14 protein-coding genes are annotated in these 22061 nt (G+C 61.9%); 9 read left to right on the top strand and 5 right to left on the bottom strand.

Annotated features, from left to right (window positions below):
• Nucleotides 1-5 precede the first annotated feature (5 nt).
• Together C4S68_RS16310 and C4S68_RS16305 are read left to right on the top strand one after the other, a co-directional pair.
• Nucleotides 6-1199, top strand: coding sequence for a glycosyltransferase family 2 protein (locus C4S68_RS16310; RefSeq protein ID WP_160115196.1), 1194 nt, complete (start codon nucleotides 6-8; stop codon nucleotides 1197-1199).
• A gap of 188 nt (nucleotides 1200-1387) precedes the next feature.
• Entirely contained in the window at nucleotides 1388-2305 is a 918-nt protein-coding gene (locus C4S68_RS16305) for a glycosyltransferase family 2 protein (RefSeq protein ID WP_103934178.1), read from the top strand.
• A gap of 34 nt (nucleotides 2306-2339) precedes the next feature.
• Here C4S68_RS16305 and C4S68_RS16300 read toward each other — a convergent pair whose 3' ends face one another.
• From C4S68_RS16300 to C4S68_RS16290, 3 genes are all read right to left on the bottom strand, one after another.
• Nucleotides 2340-4790: a sensor domain-containing diguanylate cyclase/phosphohydrolase gene (locus C4S68_RS16300; RefSeq protein ID WP_160115195.1), complete on the bottom strand. Its 2451-nt coding sequence runs from the start codon at nucleotides 4788-4790 to the stop codon at nucleotides 2340-2342.
• Between the two features lie 239 nt (nucleotides 4791-5029).
• Nucleotides 5030-7402 carry a carbamoyltransferase HypF gene (gene hypF / locus C4S68_RS16295; RefSeq protein ID WP_103934176.1) on the bottom strand — a complete coding sequence of 791 codons (2373 nt, stop codon included), beginning with the start codon at nucleotides 7400-7402 and terminating at the stop codon, nucleotides 5030-5032.
• A gap of 12 nt (nucleotides 7403-7414) precedes the next feature.
• Nucleotides 7415-8491, bottom strand: a complete 1077-nt coding sequence (locus tag C4S68_RS16290; protein WP_103934175.1) for a GntR family transcriptional regulator — start codon at nucleotides 8489-8491, stop codon at nucleotides 7415-7417.
• A 316-nt stretch (nucleotides 8492-8807) separates the two neighbouring features.
• Between C4S68_RS16290 and C4S68_RS16285 the strand changes: the two genes are divergently transcribed.
• From C4S68_RS16285 to C4S68_RS16270, 4 genes are all read left to right on the top strand, one after another.
• Nucleotides 8808-10736, top strand: coding sequence for a CRTAC1 family protein (locus C4S68_RS16285; RefSeq protein ID WP_103934485.1), 1929 nt, complete (start codon nucleotides 8808-8810; stop codon nucleotides 10734-10736).
• A gap of 80 nt (nucleotides 10737-10816) precedes the next feature.
• Nucleotides 10817-13099: a tetratricopeptide repeat protein gene (locus C4S68_RS16280; protein WP_235011653.1), complete on the top strand. Its 2283-nt coding sequence runs from the start codon at nucleotides 10817-10819 to the stop codon at nucleotides 13097-13099.
• A 74-nt stretch (nucleotides 13100-13173) separates the two neighbouring features.
• A complete protein-coding gene (locus tag C4S68_RS16275) occupies nucleotides 13174-13554 on the top strand; it encodes a c-type cytochrome (protein WP_146072182.1) in 381 nt (126 codons plus the stop codon).
• 24 nt (nucleotides 13555-13578) lie between these two features.
• Nucleotides 13579-15225 carry an N-acyl-D-amino-acid deacylase family protein gene (locus tag C4S68_RS16270; protein ID WP_103934483.1) on the top strand — a complete coding sequence of 549 codons (1647 nt, stop codon included), beginning with the start codon at nucleotides 13579-13581 and terminating at the stop codon, nucleotides 15223-15225.
• A 2-nt stretch (nucleotides 15226-15227) separates the two neighbouring features.
• On the opposite strand, the gene C4S68_RS16265 is transcribed toward C4S68_RS16270, so the two are convergent.
• Both C4S68_RS16265 and C4S68_RS16260 read right to left on the bottom strand, forming a co-directional pair.
• Nucleotides 15228-15794: a hypothetical protein gene (locus C4S68_RS16265; RefSeq protein WP_103934173.1), complete on the bottom strand. Its 567-nt coding sequence runs from the start codon at nucleotides 15792-15794 to the stop codon at nucleotides 15228-15230.
• A gap of 196 nt (nucleotides 15795-15990) precedes the next feature.
• Nucleotides 15991-17832: an ATP-binding protein gene (locus tag C4S68_RS16260; RefSeq protein ID WP_160115194.1), complete on the bottom strand. Its 1842-nt coding sequence runs from the start codon at nucleotides 17830-17832 to the stop codon at nucleotides 15991-15993.
• Nucleotides 17833-18121: 289 nt separating this feature from the next.
• On the opposite strand from C4S68_RS16260, the gene C4S68_RS16255 reads away from it, so the two are divergent.
• The 3 genes from C4S68_RS16255 to tcuC all read left to right on the top strand — a co-directional run bounded on the left by C4S68_RS16255 (nucleotide 18122) and on the right by tcuC (nucleotide 21954).
• Nucleotides 18122-18499 (top strand): response regulator, encoded by a 378-nt coding sequence (locus tag C4S68_RS16255; RefSeq protein ID WP_103934171.1) that lies wholly within the window; start codon nucleotides 18122-18124, stop codon nucleotides 18497-18499.
• A gap of 177 nt (nucleotides 18500-18676) precedes the next feature.
• Nucleotides 18677-20617, top strand: coding sequence for a CocE/NonD family hydrolase (locus C4S68_RS16250; RefSeq protein WP_103934170.1), 1941 nt, complete (start codon nucleotides 18677-18679; stop codon nucleotides 20615-20617).
• A 26-nt stretch (nucleotides 20618-20643) separates the two neighbouring features.
• Nucleotides 20644-21954: an MFS transporter gene (gene tcuC, locus C4S68_RS16245; RefSeq protein ID WP_103934169.1), complete on the top strand. Its 1311-nt coding sequence runs from the start codon at nucleotides 20644-20646 to the stop codon at nucleotides 21952-21954.
• Nucleotides 21955-22061: the final 107 nt, after the last annotated feature.

Genomic DNA, 22061 nt, shown 5'->3' with positions numbered 1-22061 from the left:
GCTGCATGATGCCTGCATTCCACATCGCTCTACACCTCGCACTGAACCTTCTCGGCGGCGTGCTCGTACTTGCGACGCTTCCCCTCGTCGCAGAGCTGCTCGTTCTGTCGAGCGCCGCCATTCTGCCGCCAGCTCGAATCAAAGCTCACGAGACTCTCACGCTTCGCCTCGCCGTGGTGGTGCCAGCGCACAATGAGGAGCAGCTCATCGCCGCATGTGTGCGCAGCCTCAAAGCCAGCCGCTACGCCCCGTCGGCAATCTACGTCGTCGCGCACAACTGCACCGATGCCACCGCAGAGAACGCGAAGCTCGCGGGAGCTACCGTGCTTGTACTCAATGAGACATCCGGGCACGGAAAAGGTGCGGCCCTCGATCATGGCTTTCACCATGCCCTGCATGGCGACGCGGACGCTGTGCTCGTGATCGACGCGGACTCAACCGTCGCGACTGATACAACGGCCCTCATCGCGACCGCGCTGCAGCAAGGCGCAGCCGCGGCACAGTGCCGCTACATCGCGGCCAATACCACCACGCCGCGCACCAGGCTGCAGGCTCTCGCGCTGGTTGCGATCAACGTGCTGCGTCCCCGGGGACGAGCGCGACTCGGGCTCTCGTGCGGCATCTTCGGCAATGGCTTCGCGCTTTCGCGCCGCACGCTCGCCGGACTTCCCTACACCTCGCACTCCATCGTCGAAGACGTGGAGTACCACCTCGCCCTGGTACGCGCGGGCATGCGAGTGGTCTTTGTCGACGACGCCCATGTAGCTGGCGAAATGCCCGAAGGCTCCTCAGCTGCAGCAACACAACGCGCGCGCTGGGAAGGCGGCCGTCAACTTCTGCGCCGCAGACTCACCATGCCCATGCTGCGCTCTGTGCTTTGCGGCGAGCTGCGCCTCGTCGAGCCGCTGCTCGAACTACTGGCGCGTCCGACGGCCAGCGTTGCCATGTGCCTTCTGCTGTCGCTCGCGTTACCGCTCCCATGGCTGCGGCTCTATGCGGTTGTGGGCCTGGCTGCGATGACGCTGTCCGTCATCGTTGCTGCAGGCCTCAGCGAGGAAGGGCTCGCGAGCCTTGGCGCTCTTGCCTACGTACCGGCGCATATCTTCTTCAAGCTGCGCCAACGCGCGAAGACCCGACGCGCTGCAGCAAAGGATGCCGCGTGGGTGCGCACACCGCGCAATCCACACGCGTCTGCATAGGTCATCTCTGGCTCCGATATCTGGGTAACCTCGCGTCGGATTACGGTGGTGACCACCATTAGTCCTTCCTGCTCAACGCGGTACGTGGTGACCAGGTGGAACCGAAGTTATCTGGCGCAGTCATGCTTTCCTGCGTAGTCTCGTGCTCAGTCCTTCCATCATGCGCGTTGTGATGCGGACTCGAATCCATGCGCGAGCTGCCCTCTCTCACACTTTCGATACTCCTTGTCGCCCACGCACAACCGGGCGCTTTGCAGCGATGCGTCCTCTCTATCTCCTCGGAGGAGATAGAGGCCCTCGAGATGGTCGTGGTCGATGATGGCAGCCCACAGCCGATCGCTCTGGACCTCGGCGGCATCCGCCGGCCCGTCACACTGCTGCGGAACTCACGCCGCCGGGGCCTTGCAGCTGCTCGCAATCGAGCGGCGGACCAGGCCCTCGGCGAAGTGCTGGTCTTCCTCGCATCCGATGTGACACTCGCCCCAGGCTCGCTTCGTGTCGTCGAGCGTGCCTTCCTTGCCGACCCACTGCTGGGCGTTGTCGTTGGACAGACACTCGGTATGCCGATGCGAGGCGGCGCAGCGCCGCTGCATGCTTTCGACGCCGGGCTCATCGCTGTGCGCTCGTCGATCTTTCGCGAGGCGGGCGGTTTTATCGAGAAACCCGGCTCCCTGGGCACGCTGGAGTTCGTGATGCGCCTCGCCCATGCCAGCGTGCGCATGGTGCTTCGGCCGAACGCGGCTGTGACCGCACAACATCCTCAGAACCTGCTGCGTGCAGCGGGCGTGTCCTATCGCCACGGACTGGCATGGATGAAGCTATCCAGGGAGAGACGCGGGCTCAAAGAGCTGCTCTCCTGGAGCGGACTTCGCGATGCAGCATCGCCCCCGGCCACCAGCACTGGCCGTCCGCGCTGGCGGCGCACCTTAGAACGGGTACTTAGCGGAGCCGCATTTTCGGGTGGAGTTGTCGACGCGTGGCTACGAAGCCCCCGTCAAGACCGTCCGCCGCGCTGGGAACCGATCGTCCGCGCCCGACCGTACAGCACGCGAGAGCTGCGCTATGACGTGTGGCGGCCCGCACGGTTGCGGAATCGGACAAAGTAGCTTGATCGTGAGCAGGCTTCCGAGATGAGAGACGTCACGCCACAGCAACGAGGCTGATCGCAGCTGCGGCCGCGGCCTCATGCGTTGCGTAATAGCGCCGCTTCTCTACGTGCATCCGGCGATCGGCAGCAGCCAGCACATCTTCTGCCGTGGAGCCATCATTTGGGAAGCACGCCACCCCAATGCTCGCGGTCAACTGGACCGCCGACGCCTCACCTTGAACAACACGGCGCACCGCTGCTTCGATGAGCTCGGCCAGCGTAGTATTCAGCTCGCCCTCAGCAGCCGGGAAGAGAAAGAGGAACTTGCTTGCTCCGACTCTCGCAACCACGTCATACGAGCGGCAGGACTCACGGAATGCCACCGCAAGAGATCGCAACAGGTTATCGCCAGCGGAACGCCCCTGTTCTTCCATGACCTGGTGAAACTGGTTCAGGTCACAGACCGCGACTGAAAAAGGATCGCCGGAGCGGCGGGATCGATTGAGTTCAGCATCGAGGGCAACGCGGAACTGGCGCAATCCGGGCAGCTCCGTAAGGGGGTCCACCAACGCGTACTGCTCGGCCTGCCGGAAGCGCAACGCGTTCTCGAGTGACAGGGCGAACTTTGACTCCAGCGCGAGGAGGATTCGCAGGTGTTCCCGGGAGAAGGCGTCTGCCTTCGTCGAGTACAACGTGAGCACCGCGAAGACTTCGCCCGTCGGTGAGGTCAAAGGAATCGAAAGCGCCGATTGCAGCCCCGTTGATCCAGCTACTGCGGCTACATAGTTGGGCTCGACGTGCGGGTTGCCGTTGACGATCGGCTGCGCACAGTCCGCAACGTATCCCGACAGCCCCTCACCCATCGGGATCGTTCGCATGGAGAGGCAAGAGCTCGCTGGACCATCGACATGCTGCAGCGTAAGTCCTTCGCCACTAATCAGGTAGAGCGCGAAGCAATCGAAGGGCAGCAGTCGGCGCAGGCGCGAGGACATCACGAGGATCGTCTCGCTCGGGCTCAACGAGCTCCCCAGCATCTGCGTGATCTCGAAGAGGCCCTGCGACTCCTTGCCCGCAGCCGCGATTAGTCCAAGCGCATCAAGGATCGGCTGCGGTGCAGCGCCCGCTTCATCGGCTCCATTCGCATCCAGCAAAGTTGAGCCATCGCGCTCAAACCCGGCAGCCGGAGCCGCGCCGCGTTCCACGACCACATCGGTCTGAAGGCGCCGAAGATCTCCCGAACCCTCGTGAGCCATCTGCTCAAGACGAACGTAATTCTTCTCGAGCACCTCAACGATGTGCGGATCGAACTGCGTCCCGGATCGAGCCTTGACTATTGCCATCGCCTCATCCAGGGGTATACCTCGACGGTACGGCCGGTCACATGTCAGAGCGTCGAAGCAGTCCACGACCGAAAGCACGCGAGCACCGATGGGAATCTCTTCCCCGGACAGGCCATCCGGGTAACCACTGCCGTCCCACGACTCGTGATGAGATCGCACGATCGGCACCACGGGGTATGGAAAGCGAACCCGCTCCACGATGTCCGCGCCCACTACCGTGTGGATCTTCATCTTCTCGAACTCTTCCGGCGTCAGGTGACCCGGCTTGTTGAGAATCTGTTCCGGCACAGCGAGCTTGCCGATGTCGTGCAGATACGAAGCTGTCTGAAGCGCCTGCTGTTGGTCCGGCTCCAGACCAAGAAGCCGCCCGATCTCCGACGCGTAGATCCGCACGCGAAGCAGGTGCTCGTGAGTGTTGTGATCCTTGGCCTCGATCGCCATGGCCAGACCTTCGATGGTACGAAGGTGGAGAGCTTCGGTCTCCTCCAGCATGTCCTGGCGGTCCGCCATCAAACGCTTCTGCGTTCGATACGCGCGGTAGACGCTGTAGATCGCGGGCAGCAGCAGCAGCGTCGTAAGCCAGCCGAGGCGCGACCCTACCAGCACCACCAGCACGGCCAGCGTGCCACTAACGAAATAGAACGGAAGGTACCAGGCGAACTCACGCTGCCACAGCCCCAGGGCTCCTTCCCCCTGGGACCAGGCCAGCACCGCAGCCACCGTAAGCGTGTTGATGAGGAAGTACAGAACGGTCGCGGCTGCCAGCGACGGGGCCATATCCAGGCCATGCCCTCGACCCAGGGCGAAGGCCCAGCAGCATGCTGCCGTAGCGGCCGTCACGTTCGCGACATTAAACAGAATCTGGGTGAAGGTGAAACGTGCCCGGATGCCAACCAGGCACTCGACGAGCGAGGAGACTGCAGCGAGGGCGATGGCCTGCTGCGGAGCGAGCTGTACCACAGCAAGGAGAATGAACGGAAGATTGAAGGCCAGTTTACGGTCGCCGCGTGGCATCGAGATCTTGAGTCCCGAACTCAGCAGCACCGCCACCAGGTACACGCCGAAGCGTCCCCAGTCCTGCAGGGGAAAGTGCAGGCTCCACCACAGACCGCTGAGGCCGGCGGCCACAGTCAACAGCACGAGAGTCTTCGCGCGAAGAGGCATGTGTGGCTTCCGACGAGGCGGTCCTTTCAACCGCGAAGGGCATCTCCTCAGCACCGGACTTCCACCTTGACTTACGAACGTTCCATATGGAAGCCGTGGGTCTGGCGCGAGTTGACACTGAGCGTAACGGTTTCCCGCACCCCTACCCATCGCGCGAAAGTTGTAATGCAATTACTCGGATAGCCCGTGAAACCGCTCGATTCGCGGATCTAGAGGCAGGAATCTCGAGTAACGGAGACTTAGAGCCCGGCGGCGATCCGGGCAAGCGCGACCGCAGCCTGCCCCAGCGCCAATCCCCCGTCGTTGGCCGGTACACGCTGCGGCCAATAGATGTGGAACCCCTGCTGTTCCAGCGCAGACCTGCAGCCGCGCAGCAGCGTCACATTCTGAAAGCAGCCGCCACCAAGGCACACCCGATCCAGCCCGGTACTGCTGCGAAGCCGCAGGCATATCTCCGTGATCACGTCGACCATCGTGGCGTGAAATCGGGCTGCGATGATCGCCGGAGTTACGTTCAGCCTTCTGTCGCCAGCGATCTCTCGGATCATCGGGCGGAGATCGACTTGGGTTGCGGCGCCTGCGCACTCTTCCAAGGCAAACGAATACGCAGGATGGATAGCTGACGCACTGGAACCCTCCAGCAGCATGGCCGCCTGCCCCTCGAAGGCCACGGTGTGGCGAAGACCTGTCAGCGATGCCACCGCGTCGAAGAGCCTTCCCGCGGAGCTGGTCGGGATGGTGTTGATCCTGCGCTGCAACATCGTCTTCACCGTCTCGAAGGCGGAGGAACTGGCGCCGGGTCTCCACGCGAGGTCCTCGGGTACTTCGCCGAAGGCGTCCTGCAGGTAGGCCAGCGCGATCCGCCACGGCTCGCGAACTGCGGTATCGCCTCCTGCCAGGAGCACAGGCCGCAGGTGCGCAGCGCGCTGGAAACCGACAAGTCCTGACACAAGAAACTCACCGCCCCAGATTGTGCCGTCTTCTCCGTAGCCCGTTCCATCCCAGGCCACACCCAGCACCTCTCCCGTGAGCCTATGCTCCGCCATGCAGGCCGCGATGTGCGCGTGGTGATGCTGCACTCCGATGGCCTGCATCCCCCGCTCGCACGCCCAGCGCTTCGCAAAGTGGGTGCTCATGTAGCCGGGATGCAGATCATGCACGACCGCGCGCGGCGAAACGTGGAAGAGCCGCTGCATACGCTCCAGCGTCTCCTCGAAGAAAGCCATCGTCTCCAGATTTTCGAGGTCGCCGAGGTGTTGACTCATCAGTCCCCACCCCTTGCGAGTGAGGCAGAAGGTGTTCTTCTGCTCCCCTCCACACGCCAGCACTTCCGCGTCTCCAAGCCCTAGCCAGAGAGGTTCCGGAGCGTAGCCGCGGGCGCGACGCAGCAGCATGGGCGAACCTTCAACGATGCGAGCGACGGAGTCGTCGACCCGGGTATGAATCGGCCGGTCATGCAACACGAAGACGTCTGCGATCTCCGCGAGGGAACGCAGCGCCGCATCGTTGTCGATGGCGATGGGCTCTTCGCTGAGGTTGCCGCTCGTCATCACCAGCGGCACGTCCGCACCGCGCTGCCGCATAACCTCAGCGAAGAGCAGGTCATGCATCGGGGTGGAGGGCAACATGACGCCGGCGACGGGTATACCGAAGCAGACTTCATCCGCCAGGTGTCCGGCCCCTTCGCGACGCTCCAGCAGGACGATAGGACGTTGCGGCGACGTGAGCAACGTAACCTCTGCCTCATCACACTCGCCCAGCGACCGCGCCGCGGCCGCGTTCGCCACCATGACGGCGAAGGGCTTTTCCAGGCGATGCTTTCTCTCTCGCAGCAGGCGCACGGCCGCTGCATTGCCAGCGTCACACGCCAGCTGAAAGCCGCCGAGTCCCTTCCATGCGACGATCTTTCCTTCGAGCAGCGCACGCGCAGCCTCGGCAAGAATCTCCGGAGAACTCAGGCCCTCGCAACGTTGTTGCGGGTTACCACCATGCACCAGCTCCAATCGAGGCCCGCAGACCGGACACGCATTTGGCTGCGCGTGAAAGCGGCGGTCGCTTGGGTCTTCGTACTCACTCTGGCAGCTCGCACACATGGCGAAGCCACGCATCGTCGTCAGCGGCCGGTCATACGGCACGTCCTCGATGATGGAGTAGCGCGGCCCGCAGTGGGTGCAGTTGGTAAACGCATACCCAAAGCGGCGATTGCCCTGGTCGTGAATCTCTGCGAGACATGCAGCGCATACGCAAGCGTCTGTCGGCACCAGAGCGAAAGCATCTCCGGACGCGTCGCTCTCACGAATGACAAACTCCACTCCACCAAGTGTGGGCAGGTCCTCCTGCTCCATCCCGTCCACGCGCATCAGGGGTGGGCCTTCGACGGGCAGCGCTGCGACAAAGGCCGCAAGTGCAGGCTGTTCGCCCTCGATCTCGATTACCACCCCCGTCGCGGTGTTCTGAACAAACCCTGCAAGACGGTATCGCTGCGCTAGCTGATGCACATAAGGCCGGAACCCCACGCCCTGCACCACGCCGCGCACCAGAAGGCGGCGCCGGCTGGAGGCAGCGCCGGGTTGATCTCCTACCTGATCACCTATCGAAGACTTGCTCTGCATGGGAAGAATGATCTATCCGCCGAGTTTCATCCCGCAGGATTCGCGGATGACCAGCTCCGTCTTTACGCGCACATCCACTACCGGATGCCTGGGTCGCTCGATGCGTTCCAGCATCACAGACATGGCTACGATGCCAATCTCCGCGCAATCCTGGCGCAGCGTCGTAAGAGGCGTCGGCAGATATCGTGCGTAGCCGACGTCGTCCAGCCCGATCATGCGCACATCCTCCGGCACCTTGTATCCCAGCGAGAGAAGCGTCCGCATGAGCTTCGCCGCGGTGACGTCGTTCGCACAGACGATTCCATCCGGCTTGTCTCGCTTCATAAACTGCGAGACAAACTCTTTGTCCTCGAAGTCTCCCCCCACGACGGTGCCGACGGCACCGTGAAAGAGCTCGAACATGGCCTCCCGATAGCCGGCCGCCCGCGCATCCACGGTATTAGCGGAGCCAGGCCTCATCGCAAAGAGAATCTTCTTCGCCCCGGCCTGCGCCAGATGCTGCGCCTGGATATAGCCTGCCCGCCGGTTGTCGATGCCGACAAAGTCGAAGTTCGAGCGATTCGGATAGGTCTCGAAGTCGCGATCCAGCAGCACTACCGGCATATTGGCCTGTTCCAGCATGGCCGCGATGCGCCGGTTGTTCTCTTCACCGGCAAACTCCGTGGGCGCAAAAAACACCCCGGCCACGCGCTGAGCGATGTACTGACGGCAGAGGCGCTCCATCGTGACAGAGGCATCTTCGCGTGCCATGGCGTTTCCCCACGCCAGCGAATGCGAGCCTCCCGCAGGCGAGGTCATCAGCCCCTGACAGATGGCTTCGAAGATCTCCGTCGTGCCCAGGTCCGGGATGAGCAAACCGAACTGGCGCGTTGCGGAGTTGGGCAGCTTCTCCACATAAGAGCCGCTCCCGGGACGTCGGCGAACGAGCCCCTCCTGCTGCAGGCTCTGGAACGCCTTTGCGACCGTGATACGCGAAGCCGAGAATCGCTCGCAGAGGGCTGCCTCGCTGGGTAGCCTTTCACCGGGCTTATAAACACCGCTCTGGATCTCCTCGAGCAACGTCTCGTAGATCGCGCGATAGCGGTGCATTCCAGCCTTGGGGACATCAGAGACCTGACCCCTCTTGGAGCTGGCGCGGGAAGTCTTGGGACTGGAGTTCACAGAGGTACCGACCTTGGGAGGAGAAGTCGATGTTACCTGATAACGCTTTCTCAATCCGCCGTGCCGGTTTTCCGGTCTCTGAGGTGGGAGGGGGCTGACCGGATCGAGTTCCGGTCAATTGTAATAGCATTCGCAGCCCTTATTGTCGGAACAATGATGCAGCTACGGGCATAACCAAAATCTCGATCAGCTCCACCTTCTGATGGAGGCGCATGACCGATTCCACCTGCTAGAGTGGTCGGCCATGCCATTCTGGGTACCTTTTCAGCACTTGCGCTGGCAAATTGCAGCGCCGATCCTGTTCCCTGCCGCGCTGGTCTTCTGTGGTGGATCTATTGGACCTCTCCCAGCCACCGCGCAATCGGACGCAGCCCAGCAGACGGCCCAGGAAGGCGCCCAGGCGCCCGCGCACGGCGGTTCCAACACGGCCGGCGTCTTTGCGCCGGTCTACGACGCAAAGCATCGGCCTATTACAGCCGGAGGAACGGTCGCGAAGGGCGCGGTGCCCTTCGAAGAGATCGCGAAGAAAGCGGGGCTCGCCGGCTGGCACCACACCATGGGCTCTCCGAACAAGCCCTACATCCTCGACACCATCGGTTCCGGCGTGGCACTGCTGGATTACGACAATGATGGCTGGCTGGATATCTACCTCGTCAACGGCAGTACCGACGAGGCTGAGGCGGGCAAGGCTGTGGCTCCCCACGCAGCCTTGTTTCACAACAACCACGACGGCACCTTTACCGACGTCACCGCGAAAGCCGGAGTCAGCAACGACCGTTGGGGCTTCGGCGTCGCCGTGGGCGACTACGACAACGACGGCTGGCCCGATCTCTACGTCTCCAACTTCGGAAAGAACCGGCTGTACCACAACAACCACGACGGGACCTTCACCGACGTCGCCGACAAGGCCGGTGTTGCGCTGGGCAACTGGTCCACCGGCGCCACCTGGGGCGACTACGACGGCGATGGTCAGCTCGATCTCTTCGTCCCCGGCTACGTCCACTACGACCTCGCGAAGCAGACCGTCGGCGCCGAAGGCATTCCGTTGAGCTTCTGCCAGTACCGCGGAGCGAAGGTCCTTTGCGGCCCGCGCGGTCTTCCAGGCGAGCCCGATCACCTCTTTCACAACAACGGCGACGGGACCTTTACCGATGTAAGTGAACATGCTGGTGTCGCCGACAAGAGCGGATACTTCGGGCTCTCCAGCGTCTTCGTCTCACTGAACGGCAACGGCAAGGTGGACCTGCTCGTCGCGAACGACTCGACGCCCAACTATCTTTACCTGAACAAAGGTGACGGTACCTTCGAGGACATCAGTTACGCCTCTGGCTATGCGTTGAACAAGGAAGGCCGCGAGACCGCCAGCATGGGAATCGCGCTGGGCGACTACCGCAACAACGGCCAGCTCGACGTCTTCAACACCACCTTCTCCGATGACTACAAACCGCTCTATCGCAACGATGGTGATGCCAACTTTACCGACGTCAGTTACGACACGCACATCGCGCAGCTGACGATTCCCTTCCTCGGCTGGGGCACGGCGTTCCTCGACTACGACAACGACGGCTGGAAGGATCTCCTCGAAGTCAACGGCCACGTCTACCGCAACGCCGACACCAACGACTGGGGCACAAGCTGGGCACAGCGGGCGCTGCTGTTCCACAACGAGCAGGGCAAGAGGCTCGAGCCTCTCCCCGCTGTCGAAGGCACCGCCCTTGCGAAAACGCTCACCTCGCGCGGCCTCGCTGTTGGTGATCTTTTCAACGACGGCCGCATGGACGCCGTCATCAACAACATGGACTCCGTGCCCGCGCTCTTCCGCAACATCGATCCGAACAAGAATCACTGGGTCGCGTTCAAGCTCACAGGCGGTGGCAAGCCAGGCCCAGATGGCCGCAAGAGCCCGCGTGATGCCATCGGCGCCACCGTGTACCTCACGGCCAATGGGATGCGGCAGCGCGGCGACGTTTTCTCTGGTGGAAGCTACGCTTCGACCTCCGACATGCGGCCGCACTTCGGCCTCGGCGCCACCGGTCCCACGCTGCCCATGACGCTTGAGGTCCACTGGCCTTCAGGCAACGCCGAGAAGTTCCTCATCCAAAAGATGGACGCCATACTCGATCTCACGGAGGGTTCTGGCAGTCCCTTGTCTTCCTCCGCCGAAATCCACTGACAAGTATCGGCCCACGGTACTAAGATTCGCCCGACCCCAGGCACCCTTCAGGCTCGCGTTCCGAACAGGATTGACCCCACATGCAGCACAGCACAAAGCTTCGCATCCTCGTCACCGGTATGGCTCTTGCCGCCGCCATCGCTGTCGTTCCTTCACGCGCGGCAGCGCAGGATCAGGCTGCTGCCGAGGCTCGCGCGCAATACAACACGAAGCAGTCGGCGATCTATAACTATAAGTTCGGCAACGACCACCCTTACCTGCCGTCGAACGCGACGACCGACACTGGCGCCTTCATCGATCCGAAGAACTTCCCGACCGCGCAGTACTGCGGCCACTGCCATCAGGAGGCTCACGCGGAATGGCGGCAGAGTGTGCACTCCAACTCCAACCGCGTGCCCTACTACCTGCGTAATGTGAATCTGCTCGCTGCCGAGAAGGGCATCGCCTCGACACGCCACTGTGAAGGCTGTCACGATCCCATCGCGCTGGTCTCGGGCTCGCTCACCGACAAGGCCCCGCGCACACGTCCCTATGACCAGGACGGCGTCACCTGCATGGTCTGCCATTCCATCCAGTCTGTGAACACCCGCGGCACCGGAAGCTATGTCATGGGCACGCCTGCCGTGCTCGTCGATGAAGCCGGCAAGCCCATCACGCACGCCGTGTCCGACGCCGATATCCTCGCGCACCTCGATCGGCACTCCGCCGCAGTGATGAAGCCGCTCTATAAGACCAGCGAGTTCTGCTCGGCATGCCACAAAGCCGCGTTGCCGAAGACGCTCAACGACTACAAGTGGCTGCGCGCCATCTCGCTCTATGACGAGTGGCAGAATGCATCCTTCTCCAAGGAATCACCACTGCCCTTCTATCGCAAGGACGTCGTCTCGACCTGCCAGACCTGCCACATGAAGCGCGCGGATCTGGGCACGTTGCCGGACTACGGCGCGAAGAACCATCAGCTCGCCAGCCATCGCTGGGCCGCCGCGAACATGCTCATCCCGCAGATCTACAAGTACAACGATCAGGCCGACGCAGTAGTGAAGTTTCTCAAGGATCAGGTCGTCAACGTCGACATCTTCGCAGTCGAGCCCGAGACTCCCGCAGAAGGTCAGCCGGAGCTGATCGCGCCGCTCGGCAAGAATGCCTTCAACCTCAACGCAGGCCAGCGCGTCCTGGTCGATGTGGTGATCCAGAACAAGGGCACCGCGCATTCGCTCGTGCCCGAACAGCGCGACATGTACGAGATGTACGTGGACTTCACCGTCAAGGACGCCACCGGCAAGATCCTCTACGAGAACGGTGCCCTGCAGCCCGACAACGAGCTTGACCCCGAGGCCCACAGCTTTACCAACCGCCTCATCAATGCTCAAGGCGGTATCAACGCCCTGCACCAGGTATGGGACAACCGGGTCGTCGCCTACAACAACACCATCCAGTCCGGCCGCTCGCAGCTCATCCGCTATGCCTTCACCATGCCGAAGGCCGGGGGGCCAGTCTCCGTCACCGCAACAGTGCGTTATCGGCGCTTCGATCAGCACTTCATCAACTTCGGCATGAGCATGCCGATGGGCCAGAACTACTCTCAGCCCGTAATCGACATGACCACAACCACCCGCACGCTGAACACCGGGGCGAACGCCCCCACAGCCGCGCAGGCGAACGAGAACCCCGAGTGGATGCGCTGGAACAACTACGGCATCGGCTTGCTCGACGCGCAGCAGTACGCAGCTTCGCTCGCAGCCTTCCAGCAGGTCGCGAAGCTGCGGTCCGACTACGCTGATGCCTACACCAACCAGGCGATCGTCTGCATCGGCTGGGAGAAGTACGACGACGGATTGCCTTACCTCAACAAGGCGCTCTCCCTACTGAAGGACGATTCGCGCGCACTCTACTACCTCGCACTGGTGGAGCGGAACCAGGGCGATCTCGAAGACTCGGTCAAGCACCTGCAGATGGTCGAAGCCAAGTTCCCTCGTTCCCGCGACGCACACCGTGAGCTCGGCTTCTCGTTCTACCAGATGCACCAGTACGACAAGGCTATGGCTGAGTACTTGCAGGTTCAGGCCATCGACCCCGACGATCTTGCAGCACACTACAACCTCGCGATCCTCTATCGACGCACGGGCCAGAAGGAGAAGGCTTCGGTCGAGGCCGCGTACTTTGCCGATCAAAAGGACGATCCGACCGCCAGCACCTTCGCTCTCGAGTATCTTCGCAAGCACCGCGAGATCGCCAACGAGAGCGTGCCCTGGCATGTGCACGATCTCGATCACCACGAAACAGGTGCGGGGCAGCCCGTCGCACCGGCTGCGCAGGTCGGATCTCTGTCTGGCGTCGTCGCAGGCCACGGCGTGATGCAGTAGCTCTTGGACCGCCGTGTGGCTTGCGCCTCGCGCGCGGCCTTGCATCCGACCCGCTATTCAGGAAGACTCTCACTGTGGCATTGCACAGAAGCCGTACCCTCGTTGTTTCCTTGTTCCTTGCGCCAGCCCTGAGCGTGGCACTGCTGCCGTCACTGATGCATCCGGCCCAGGCTTCTTCGGACGCTCCAAGGCGCGGTGCGGAAGTCTTCGCTACGCATGGCTGCGTCTTCTGCCACGGTGCGCAGCTCGCTGGAACCGAGCGCGCGCCAAGGATCGTTGATGTCCGCAAGCGCCTGAAGGCCGACCAGATTGCCCACCAGATCCATGACGGAGGCAAAGGCATGCCGGCCTTTGGCGATCAGCTCAAGCCGGAGGAGATCGAGGACCTCGTCGCGTTCCTGCGCGCCAGGCATCCGGAGAAGCTGCTGCCGCCCGCTATCCCGAAGCCGCAATAGCCGGACTTGCTCTACGATGTTGGCATGCCCCGTCATGCCCTGCTGTGCCTCCGCCACGTTCTGGCCGTCGCATCTCTGACCGCTGCCATCGCCCCTTTCGGCCTTCCTGCACAGAGCACGGACGCCGCCGACGTGATTCTTCGCGGCGCAACGATCTACGACGGCAGCGAAGGCAAGCCTTTCGTCGGCGATGTCGCGCTCAAGGGTGACCGGATCGTCTACGTGGGCCACGCGACGAAGATGAAAGCCGCACGCGTCATCGACGTGAAGGGCATGATCGTCGCGCCGGGGCTGATCGACGCGCACACGCATCCGGACACCTACATCCGCTCCGCAGACGCGACGAAAAGACTCAATGCTCCGTGGCTTGCGCAGGGCGTGAGCACCATCATCATCGGCGTCGACGGCTATGGCACCCCCGACGTGAAGGCCGACATCGATCATCTCGTCGGCCAGAAGATCGGCACCAACGTCGCTCCCTTCGTGGGCTTCGGCGCGATCCGCGGACGCGTCCTTGGCCAGGCAGACCGCGCGCCCAGCCCCGAGGAACTCGACAAGGAGAAATTGCTCGTCGCCAAGGGCATGTGCGACGGCGCACTCGGGCTCTCCACCGGCCTGTTCTATGCTCCGCAGAGCTTCGCGAAGACCGACGAAGTCATCGCCCTGGCACACGAGGCCGCCATTCGTGGCGGCATGTATGACACGCATCAGCGCGACGAGTCCGACTACACCGTCGGTCTGATGAACTCCATCAGGGAGGTGCTGCAGATCGGCCGCGAAGCAGGCCTGCCGGTACACTTCGCGCACCTCAAGGCGCTGGGCGTCGACCTGCAGGGGCAGGCGCCCGAGGTCGTCAAGCTCATAGACGACGCGCGCGCCAAGGGTCAGGACGTAACCGCCGACGAGTATCCCTGGCTGGCTTCGGGCTCCGATCTCGAAGCTTCGCTTGTTCCGCGTTGGGCCATCGATGGCGGTTACGGTGCGATGCTCAAGCGCTTCGAAGACCCGCCAACGATGGCGAAGATTCGCGTCGAGATGGTGGAGAACCTGCGCCGTCGCGGCGGCCCGGCTTCCATCCTGCTCACGTCCTCCGGCAAGCCCTGGACCGGCAAGACGCTTGAGGCGATGGCGAAGGAATGGAAGCTGAAGGCCGTCGACGCTGCCGTCGTCATTATGCAGGGCGGCCCTTCTGCTGCTCCGTCGACCTCCGCGTCAGGAAAGAGCGCCGGCATTGCCATCGCTTCCTTCAATATGATCGACAGCGACGTCGAGCTGATCATGAAGCAGCCCTGGGTCGTCACCAGCTCCGATGGTTCCGACGGGCATCCGCGCCAGTACGCGACCTTCACACAGAAGTACAAAGTTTACGTGCAGGAGAAGCACACCATCACGCTGGAGAGCTTTATCCGCCATTCAACCGGGCTTACCGCGGACATCTACAAGCTCGACCATCGCGGGTATCTTCGTCCCGGCTACTTCGCCGACGTGGCCGTACTCGATCCTGCAAAATACGCTCCCCGCGCGGACTATCTGCATCCGCGGGAGCTGAGTGTGGGAGTCAAGGAACTCTTCGTCAACGGTGCTCTCGCAGTGGAAGACAGCACGCTGACAGGAGCAGCCGCCGGTCGAGGACTGTTACGCCCAACACCGGCAACTGGCTGCACCAGATAGAGCTACAGGCTCGCGTGGATGAACGAGACCGTTCCCTGCGTACCTGAAGAGGCATAAGTCACACGCACGTCGTCTCCCTTGCGCGGAGAAAACTTGCGTCCATCGTCGGCTCCCTCGTCTGAATCCACGATCAGATGGTCCGCCAGCGTGAACGAGTGCGTCTTGCCATCAGCGTCCGTAAGCGTCATCTTGTGGCCACGGCGGTCGTAGTCGGTAATTCTGCCCTCAACCTTCGCATAGGGGCCAGCATTGAGCTCCTTGACTGCAACCGCGGTTACATCGCTGCCATAACCGTAGAAATAGACCACGATGAAGGCGCCCACGTGATGGAACTCGTTTGCCGCCACCGAGTCGGAACGCAAGCCGCCGTCGAAGTTCACGGCAACCTTTGCCCCTGGCGCCAGCTTGAAGTGCGTCGTGGTGTCGGATCCAATCTGGACATCGATTCCCATGGGGCCGACTGCCTTCACGACACCGCTCAGGGCATGAACCGACATCTGCGCACGGGCGCAGACACTCGAACAAGCCATCAAGAGAACACCCAGAAAGAAGATTGGCTTCAGCTGCATACCGTACCTCCGCTCAATGTATGGAATGAATGACGTCTGCGCATCATGCAGCGGGTCGTTCCCTTCAAGCCTGGTGGCTTCAAGAGGGGGAACCGCCCATGTGCGTGCAGGGCCCACAGCTTTTATCGTTACACGATATGATGCATCGCAATCCGATCTTTGTCAAGCGAAAACGGCAGTTACGTCCTGAAACCTGTCAGGCGTCGACTTCCGTGGCGAAGACCGGGTGCTTCACGGGGCTGGGAGCTGGGGTTGCAGGGTTCACGAGCCGCTCGGGAAGATGCAGTGTGAAGGTAGATCCCTTCCCCACCTCCGATATCACGGTAATGTCGCCCCCCATGATGCGAATGAGACGCTGTGAGATCGCCAAACCCAATCCCGTACCGTCGTGCCTGCGGGTGAAGGTGTTGTCCACCTGCGTAAAGGGCCGGAACAAGCGCAACTGGTCGGCTTTGGAGATGCCGATACCACTGTCCTGAACCTCCCAGTTCATGCCTGGCAAGGCGGGATCATTGCTGGCACGAATCCTCAAGATGACCGTGCCATCCCTGGTGAACTTGCAGGCATTGCTGAGCAGATTCAGCAGGCACTGCTTGAACTTCACGGCGTCAATCTCGATGATCGCCGCAGGCGACTCTACTTCGATTCGGAGCTCGTTGCTATTTGCCGCAGCCAGCGGTTCGATCGTGCCCACCAGATCCGTGACGATGCTCGAGACCTCGACCTTCTTCGGGAAGACATCGATCTTTCCCGACTCGATCTTCGCGAGGTCAAGCACATCGTTGATGATGTGGAGCAGGTGATGGCCTGCGCGCTGGACGCGGCGGAGGTCTTCGACGACGTGCATGCGGCCTTCTTCGGCGGCATCATCCTCAAGCATCTCGCTGTAGCCAAGGATGGCGTTGAGGGGAGTCCTCAGCTCGTGGCTCATGTTCGCGAGAAAGGCGCTCTTGGCGTGGTTAGCTTCTTCCGCGAGGATCTTTGCGTGGACCAGGTCGTTCTGTACGGCTTCGCGTTCCGTGATCTCGTGCTGCAGATCGAGAGTCCTCTCTTCCACCCGCAGTTCAAGCTCGTCGGCGAGCGACCGATAGCGCGCTTCGCTCTTGCGCAGGGCGGCCTGTGCAGCCCGGTTTGAAGCAACAGCGACCTCGGTTAGATAAAGCACAACCATCGTCACGGCAGTAAAGGCCTGGAAGATGAACATGCGCGATCCCAGCGAGTGGCTGATCGAAGTTCCGAGGGGGCCGCGACCAATGATCGTGAAATAGCCGCCAATGGCAATCACCAGCAACAGCCCCAGCGCCGAGGCGGTGTATCCCCCGCGAACGCCAAGCAGCATCAGCACCAGAAGCACGAGCCACAGGGTGGGATACGTGCTGAAGTCGAAGACCACGACGCACACAAGGCAAAGGGCCACGAAGAGCACCGTCAATTCGCGGCGGGAACGGCCAGTGAACAAACGGTCGTGGTGATACGAGAGATAGAGTGGAGTCGCTGTCGCAAGACCCAGGAGATCCGCCGCGTACCAGAATCGCCAGGACTTACTGAAAGCGATACCGTGGTGAACGTACAGATAGAGCGACGCAAGACAAGATGCGATCGCGGGAGCAATCATCACTCCGTAGAGCAGAAAGGCACGCATCTGATGCCAATCGGTGAGGCGAGCGCGCGGGTAGAGAAATCGATAGAGCATCACCGCGCCAACAAAGCACTCTATGGAGTTGAAGAGTGCAAAGGTGAGCGCCGTGATCAGCGGGCCGCCTACGATCTCGTTGACCATGAGATCGATGACGAAGCCAATCCCCAGCAGCGCCGGCCACTGCTTCCGCCGCGAACTGACGAGAGCCCCCATGACAATGCCGTTGGGAAGCCAGACGAGTGAGGCGCCATCGAGCTTGTAACTCTGGTTATTGACGAGGGTAGAGATCACCTCGCAGACGAGCACACACAACGCGACAAGCCATATCCGGGCGTCGCGCGGTGGACCAGAGGCCTGCGATGCCTCAGGTGGGTCGATCTGGGGAAAAATGCCGAACAAGGGTCCTCCTGTGAAGACCGTTACCCTTCTATCGGCCAATCAGACGTCTCTCTAGAAACTGTGTCGGCGCGAAAAGGGTAGCCGCGAGAGATCGACGTCGGGGTCGACAGACGGTCGCAGCACTTTTCACCCAGTCTAGGTCCAGAGTGGCACCCCGTCCATCACCCATGGTGATGTTCTTGATCCACAATCGTGTCGCGATTGTGTATTCCTGATGCATGGCTCATCTCTTCCGCAACGTAGACGATCATTGAGTCGATGAATTCGAGGTGGGCCGGTACGATTTCGTATGCCGACAGTTTTACTGGTGGAAGATAACGAATGGAACCGTGACATGCTCTCGCGGCGACTGGCCCGGTGCGGCTGGCTGGTACTGACCGCGGAGGACGGGCCGGCCGGCCTCGAGCTGGCGCAGAACCATGCCTTCGACCTGGTGCTAATGGACATGAGCCTTCCAGGGATGGACGGCTGGACGGTGACGGAGCGCATGAAAGCCGACGATCGCACGGCCGGCATTCCGATCATCGCGCTCACCGCACATGTGATGAACGGTGATCGGGAGCGGGCTTTTGCTGTCGGCTGCGACGACTTCGAAGCAAAGCCGATCGAATTTTCGGTTCTTCTCGCCAAGATGTCCCGCCTCGTGAATCGCTGCCCTCCCGCTTGATCCAGCCCCCAACACTTAGACCGTTTCCTCCTCTCCGAGCAGCCGTGTGGCCACTGGCGATACACTCACGAGCAAGGCTTCCCACCTTCACGGTTTAACCTCACCCCTGGCGACAGCTTCCCTAGCCCGCCATGGAGCGGTCGCCGCCGTGTACCTCTCGTCCGCCGGAGCTTTCTGATGACACAACAGCGCTGCATTCAACGGCACCGTTGGACAAGGTGGATCGTCCTCGCAGGCAGCATCGCGCTCACACCGCCGTTCGTTGCGCAGACCCCGAATACAGTTCGATCTTCCAGCGCTCTTGCTCCCGCGACGTATCCGGAGGTAACACGTCAGGTCGACGTGATGATGGTCACGCGCGATGGCGTGAAGCTGGCCACGGATATCTACCGCCCCGGCACCGCTGACGGTCCCACCTCCGTGAAGCTCCCCGTGCTGCTGCATCGGACGCCCTACGACAAAGCTGCCCCTGCCACGATTGCCATTGCGAAGGCCCTCGCCTCGCACGGTTATGTCGTCATCGTGCAGGACACGCGCGGACGCCACGCCTCGGGCGGTGTCTTTGAGAAGTACTACGTCTACGACGCCTACGACGGCTATGACACCATCGAGTGGGCCGCAGCTTTGCCATACAGCAACGGCAAGGTGGGCATGTTTGGCACCTCCTACGCCGCTCATACGCAGGCTGACGCCTCCAAGCTCAACCCGCCGCACCTGAGCACCCTCGTCCTGAACATGGGAGGCATGTCCAGCGCCTGGGATCACTCGGTGCGCTATGACGGAGCCTTCGAGATGGGCCGCCAATTTACCTGGGCATGGGAGCAGGCGCTCGCCGACACAAAGAATCCCGTCGCCAGGTCCATGCTGACGCAGGAACATGAGTTTGACTGGTACGCCCCGCTCCCGCTGCGCAAAGGCCAGAGCCCGCTCTCCATCGAACCGGTGTACGAAGGCTATTACCTCGACGAAGCCACGCACTCCGACTATGGTCCCTACTGGGAGACGCTCGGCATGCAGTGGGAGAAGTACTATCCCCAGACCGCCGACGTCCCCATGCTGCACATCGGGGGCTGGTACGACATCTATTTGCGCGGCACGATCGAGAACTTCCACCAGCTCTCGAAGCTGAAGAAGTCGCCGGAGCGCCTCATGATTGGGCCGTGGACCCATCATGGAGACGCAGTCTCCTACGCAGGCGATGTCGACTTTGGGCCAACCGCGGCGCTTAGCGACTTCGACATCGACTTCCATCTCCGCTGGTTCGACTTCTACCTGAAGGGCGTACATACGCCTGCCGCAGATGAGGCACCCGTGCGCTACTTCCTGATGGGCGGCGGCGATGGTCACAAGGACGCGCAGGGCCGTCTCGAACACGGCGGCAGTTGGCAGAACGCGCAAGCCTGGCCCCCTCCGTCAGCACGACCCACAAACTTCTACCTGCACGCGGAAGGACTGCTCTCGACGAAGCCACCAGCTCCGACCGAGTCGCACGCGACCACCTTTCAGTTCGACCCCGCTCATCCCGTGCCATCGATCGGCGGAGGCGTATCCAAGCGCCTCAAGGATGGAGCCTACGATCAGCGCGAGCGCCCGGATATGCCAGGCTCGCGTGCACCGTATCTCCCGCTGCATTCACGCAGTGATGTGCTCGTCTTCGAGACCGAGCCACTCCCCGAAGATGTGGTCATCGCGGGCCCGGTCACCGTCACGCTCTACGCCTCCTCGACAGGCGTCGACACCGACTTCACCGCCAAGCTCGTTGACGTCTATCCGCCCAGCAAAGACTTCCCGACTGGCTTCGATATGAATCTCACCGATGGCATCCTGCGCGCAAGCTATCGCGATGGCGTGAAGACCCGCACGCTGCTCACACCGGGTGAGATCTACAAGCTCACCATCAAGCCCTTCGACACCGCGAACCTCTTCAAGAAGGGGCATCGCATCCGGCTCGATATCTCGAGCAGCAACTTTCCTCGCTTCGACGTAAACCCGAACACCGGCGAACCTCTGGGGTTGAGCCGACGCATGCTCGTCGTCGACAACACCGTCTTCCACGATGCCGGACGCCTTTCGTCCGTCGAGCTATCCATCTTGCCCGCACACGCGCACACGCCATAACTTCGACGCTGCAAAGGAAGATCGCCTTGAACAACGAGAGTGAACACAGGAAGTTTCCCATCGCGACCGTACTGCGCGTGACCTGCGGAAACTTCCTGGAGATGTATGACTTCATGATCTTCGGCTACTTCTCCGCCGCGATCGCAAAGGCTTACTTTCCCAACCAGAGTGACTTCAACGGTCTCATGCTGTCGCTCGCGACCTTCGGCGCGGGTTTCCTCATGCGGCCGCTCGGTGCGCTTGTGCTGGGTGGCTACACAGATCGCCGCGGTCGCCGTGCGGGGCTACTGCTTACGCTCGCACTCATGGCGTTCGGCACGCTCTCGATCGCCTGCACGCCCGGCTATGCGCGCATCGGTGTGGCAGCACCCGTGATTGTGCTGCTGGGACGGCTCCTGCAGGGCCTGTCCGCGGGAGCCGAACTGGGCAGCGTCTCCGTCTATCTCTCCGAGATCGCTCCTGCGCACGAGCGTGGCTTCTACGTCAGTTGGCAGAGCGCCAGCCAGCAGCTCGCCGTCGTCTTTGCGGCTCTGCTCGGTTTTGTCCTCAGCGCGAAGCTCCCACCGGCAGCCATGAACTCCTGGGGCTGGCGCGTGCCGTTGTGGATCGGGTGCGCACTCATTCCGTTTCTGTTCTTCATCCGGCGCACGCTCGAAGAGACGCCGGGCTTCCTCGCGAAACGCAAGCGCTTCACGACAACAGAGATCCTGCGAGCCGTTCTGGCCAACTGGCGCATCGTGCTCATCGGCACCATGCTCACGACGATGACCACAACTGCCTTCTACATGATCACGGCGTACACGCCCACCTATGGCGCCAACGCCCTGCATCTCGATAAGCAGAGCACCTTCATCGTCACGCTATGCGTTGGAGCACTCAACTTCGCGATGCTGCCCGTGATGGGCTCGCTCTCCGATCGCATTGGGCGCAGACCTTTGCTCGTTGCCTGCACCGTCCTCACGCTGGTCACCGCATACCCCTTCATGGCGTGGCTGGTGCAACAACCGTCCTTCGCCCGGCTGCTCTGCGTCGAACTCTGGCTGGCTCTCCTCTATGCGAGTTATAACGGCGCCATGGTCGTCTACCTCACAGAGATCATGCCCGCGGACGTTCGCAGCACAGGCTTCTCACTCGCATACAGCATTGCTACCGCCGTCTTCGGCGGCTATACGCCGGCAATCTGCACCTACCTGATCCACGCGACCAGGAGTCGCGCGATCCCGGGTGCCTGGTTATCGACAGCGGCGCTACTAGCCCTCACTGCCGTGGTTTGCACCATGCTAGTGCCAGGCCTCACAGGCAATCCACGAGCTGACCGCCCCGTGCCAACGTCTTAGTCTCCTATCGCAGCCGCCGCTCCCACCGCCCACTCACGCCCACGCGGTGACTGCGCGCGAGCGCCAAACCCTTGGGTTCAAGACCACGAGCAGGTGTCATTCGCGTA

Origin of the sequence: Bryocella elongata (assembly GCF_900108185.1) — a bacterium.
GTDB lineage: Bacteria > Acidobacteriota > Terriglobia > Terriglobales > Acidobacteriaceae > Granulicella > Granulicella elongata.
The sequence above is the reverse complement of the archived record's forward strand: the minus strand, read 5'-3'. Positions and strand labels throughout refer to the sequence as shown.